Here is a 4,496-nt window from a genome sequence, read left to right on the forward strand (position 1 = left end):
GGGGGATTGGGAATGGGGGATTGGGAATTCCCTGCTATAATCAAAAAAATCAACATCAAAATTAATCCCCAATTACCTATTGCCAAGATTCCAAAATTGTGGGTCGAAGTTATCGAGGAGAGGAGAACGATTATTTGCGGGAATTATCATTAATAATGCCCGCATTGCCCTAGTCATACCTACAAATAAAGTACGGCGTTCACGGGCCAGAATTTCCGCTACTGCATCCTCTAGCGTACCTTTGGGTATTTTGGGATAGGAAGAATCTAAAAAGCCAGCGATCGCAACAATCGGAAATTCTAACCCTTTAGCAGATTTGAGAGTAATTATTTTTACACCTTTACGATTTAAATCTAAATCTTTACTCGACATAAAATTTGCCTCTAACCCCAAGTATGACAGTTGATTAGCAATCCTTTTGCCAGATATTTCTGTGGGTGTGAGAATAGCACAGGCATTGATCCCTAATCGAAATTCACGGGCAGCTTCTTTACAAAAAAGCATCAGTAGTTGATTTTCATCAGCAACACTATTAACAGCGCGAACTGCTGGTGGTGGTCCGTTGTGAATGTATTCTCTGGGTGGGGAATTGGGAATGGAGGATTGGAAATTGGTAGTTTCTTCCTGATCTAAAATACTATTTTCTAAGTATGAATGTGCAGCTTCATTGATTTCGCGGGTGGTGCGGTGGTTGGTTCGTAATACTCCTGTTCGACCGACAAATTTTAAATCTTGGTGAATGTCACTCCAACGGAAATGGCTACCATATATTGATTGATTGGCATCAGCAGTAATAAATAAACGATTAGGATGACGACATAATTGAGTTAGCAATCGTAAGCTATTAGGATCTAAATCTTGGGTTTCATCAATAACTACTGCATCATAAATTGGTGGTTTTTTCATTTCTTGCAGTGTTTCTAAAGCGCGAGTCCGTAATTGATGCCAAGTTTCTAATTTTTGTTTTTCTAATAGTTGATAAAAGTGTTGACGCAAATGCCAAATGGCTTGCCGTTGAGTTTTATTCAGAGAAATTGATCTACCATTTCTCGATGTGGCTTGATATTCTTCTAAAGTTTTAATTCTTCTGGCTTCTATAACTGTGCAAATTTCATCTATGAGATAATCAATATTGAGGCGTTTTAAAGTTTGGGTTTGTGCCTGCTTTTGTAATAAGTTGCCCGTGAGAGAATTAATAGCATTGCTTAAAGCTTGCTGCATGGTTTTTCGCAGTTGATTATTAGCAGCTAATGTGTATTGAGAATTATCACTATGACCACATAAAGAATAGGCGATCGCATCTGCTGTTTTCACCTCCACATAGCGTACATCTTCCCCCAACAAACTAGTTAACAATTGTTGAGAAAAGGTAATTAGGGCGTTTGTATAGCTAGTAAATAAAATCTTGGGTTCCTTGACACCATTAGCTTTTAGCGTTTCCAATAAAGACCGCACTCTGTAAAGTGCAACTGTACTTTTACCTGTACCGGGGCCACCTTTTAATAATGTCGGTCCAGAAGCATTAATTGCCCAATTAACATACTTTTCTTGTTCTGGGTTAAGTTTGAGGAGAAACCCTAATAATGAACCTTCCGCGAATTTTAATAAATCATCAGTGTTATCTGTGCGATAACTCGGTTGACTGATAACTAAATCAAAATTGGGAGAGTAGATACAATCAAATAAGCGATCGCGCAAACTCTCAGGAATATCCACCGTAGTCAAATCATCCAAGGTTTGACAATTGTTTAAATTCTCCCAAAATTCCTTAGCTACTAACAACTTTTGCAGCAAATCCTCCGTTAATTTTACTGGTAGTAAATTTTGCGTTTGTTTAACAGCAGATGAAGCCTTACCATTAACAGGAGTATGACTAGGTTTCATTGTTAGCAGTGATTCCATATCCGGTAGCGTGTTAACATCAAACTCCGTTATTTCCGCAACTAATTTATCACCTTTATATACATCCTTACGAGCATCTACACCCAACAACGCCACCCAGCCATCATCATAAGTATAAATAATCCGATAATCTCCAGACCGCAACCGATAAATATTACCCTGATAACCATGTAGTTTTTTCTTCAAATTCCCGTGAGGTTTGGGATCATCACCTAAGACTTGGATTTTCTCCAATATTTGCATGACATACTCTTTAGGAATAACCAAGAGTTGGTTTGTAAATGTGGGTTTATGGATAATCTCAAATTTCATACTTGATGGGAATTGGGAATTGGTGTAATTAGGTATTTTTAAGAGTCCACAATTATGGAAGTAGCATATTTTTTAACATAATCAAATTATACTCCATATTGGTGAAATATTGGTAATAGTATAACTTATAACAAAAAATTAAAATAGATGACAATTATTAAAGTTTATTTAAAAAATGTCAGAATCAGGATAACCTGGATTTGAGGATGTACAAGATATTGTTTAGAGAATAAATAAGAAAATGTCCAATAAAAATAGTCGGTTTTAACCGACTTTAGCTTTTAGACAGGGAATTTATTCCCTGGCTATTATCATGAATTGACTATTAAGGTAAAAGTATTTTATAATGTCAAATATTCACAGAAAATTTATCAACAACATCCTGTAAATCCTATAATCCTGGAAATCCTGATTCAGACAATTCCCCATTCCCAATTTATATTATTATAATAATTTATCAACAAATTCTGATAAAACCGTGAGTTTTGACAACGTTTGTAAGCTATTAGCTGAAAAATATCCTCTTGATTTTGCCCGGTGGTTACTACCAGAAGAACCACAAAGCGTCAAAGTTTTAAAAACCGAATTGAGTATTGAACCAATTCGTGCTGATTTTGTCACGTTTCTGAAAAGTAAAAACCAAATTTTACACATCGAATTTCAGACACTATCAACTTCTCGAAAACCCATTCCTTTCCGCGTCCTAGATTATTATATTCGGTTAAAAAGACTATATCCCGAATGTACCATTATCCAAGTCGTAATTTTCCTCCAGGAAACAGAAGATAAAAATGCTTTTATCAATGTTTACCAAGATGTAAATACTACCCACCATTATCAAGTAATTAGAATGTGGGAACAAGACCCTGTTTTATTTCTTAATAATCCCGCACTTTTACCATTAGCACCATTAACCCGCACAAATGCACCTCAAAGTTTATTATCGCAGGTTGCTGAAAGTGTTGCTAAAATTGAGGAAATAGAAATCAAGCGGGATATTGTAGCCTGTACTGAGATTTTAGCAGGTTTACGGTTTGAGAAACAACTGATTAGTCAATTACTTAGGGAGGATATTATGCGAGAATCAGTAATTTATCAAGATATTTTGCAAAAAGGCGAAGAAAAGGGTAGAAAGGAAGGTGAGAAACGTGGTGAACAACGAGGTAGAGAATTAGGTGAACAACGGACAATTATCCGTCAACTTAATCGCCGGTTTGGAGAATTAGATTCATCATTGGTTGATAGAATCAAAACTTTGAATATTGAAAAGTTGGATAATTTAGCAGATGCTTTATTAGACTTTTCTAATATCAATGATTTGGGAACTTGGTTAAATGACAATCAACATGAAGGTCAAAATTAATCAACACTAACAACTGTAATTTTATGAGAGTCCGTTAAAACGGACTTTCTCTATAAGACGAGGATATTATGCGAGAATCAGTAATTTATCAAGATATTTTGCAAAAAGGCGAAGAAAAGGGTAGAAAAGAAGGTGAACAACGAGGTAGAGAATTAGGTGAACAACGGACAATTATCCGTCAACTTAATCGTCGGTTTGGAGAATTAGATTCATCATTGGTTGATAGAATCAAAACTTTGAATATTGAAAAGTTGGATAATTTAGCAGATGCTTTATTAGACTTTTCAAATATCAATGATTTGGGAACTTGGTTAAATTCAAATCAAGATTAATCATCCCCAACATTGGTCATTTTATCATCATTATAGACAGGGAATAAATTCCCTGTCTAAAAGCTAAAGTCGGTTGAAACCGACTATTTTTTTACAACATCCTGTAAATCCTATAATCCTGATTCAGACAATTACCAATTACCAAACACCAAACAAAAAATATCAAAACAACATCCTGTAAATCCTATAATCCTGGAAATCCTGATTCAGACAATTACCAATTACCAAACACCAAACAGAAAATTTATCAACAACATCCTGTAAATCCTATAATCCTGGAAATCCTGATTCAGACAATTACCAATTACCAAACACCAAACAGAAAATTTATCAACAACATCCTGAAAATCCTATAATCCTGGAAATCCTGATTCAGACAATTACCAATTACCAAACACCAAACAGAAAATATCAAAACAACATCCTGAAAATCCTATAATCCTGAAAATCCTGATTCAGACAATTACCAAACACCAAACAGAAAATTTATCAACAACATCCTGTAAATCCTATAATCCTGAAAATCCTGATTCAGACAATTACCAAACACCAAACAAAAAATATCAAAACAACATCCTGAAAATCCT

Annotated in this window: 3 protein-coding genes; 2 read left to right on the forward strand and 1 reads right to left on the reverse strand. The window is 35.1% G+C overall.

The features are described from left to right. Window positions 1-72: 72 nt before the first annotated feature. Entirely contained in the window at window positions 73-2,145 is a 2,073-nt protein-coding gene (locus tag IQ226_RS24350) for a UvrD-helicase domain-containing protein (protein ID WP_228039656.1), read from the reverse strand. A gap of 547 nt (window positions 2,146-2,692) precedes the next feature. Here IQ226_RS24350 and IQ226_RS24355 point away from each other — a divergent pair. Next, on the forward strand, window positions 2,693-3,577 hold the full coding sequence (locus tag IQ226_RS24355) for a DUF4351 domain-containing protein (RefSeq protein WP_193899675.1): 885 nt from the start codon (window positions 2,693-2,695) through the stop codon (window positions 3,575-3,577). 68 nt (window positions 3,578-3,645) lie between these two features. After that, window positions 3,646-3,909 carry a DUF4351 domain-containing protein gene (locus IQ226_RS24360; RefSeq protein ID WP_041457907.1) on the forward strand — a complete coding sequence of 88 codons (264 nt, stop codon included), beginning with the start codon at window positions 3,646-3,648 and terminating at the stop codon, window positions 3,907-3,909. Window positions 3,910-4,496: the final 587 nt, after the last annotated feature.

The sequence above is a fragment of the Dolichospermum sp. LEGE 00240 genome (assembly GCF_015207875.1).
GTDB lineage: Bacteria > Cyanobacteriota > Cyanobacteriia > Cyanobacteriales > Nostocaceae > Dolichospermum > Dolichospermum gracile.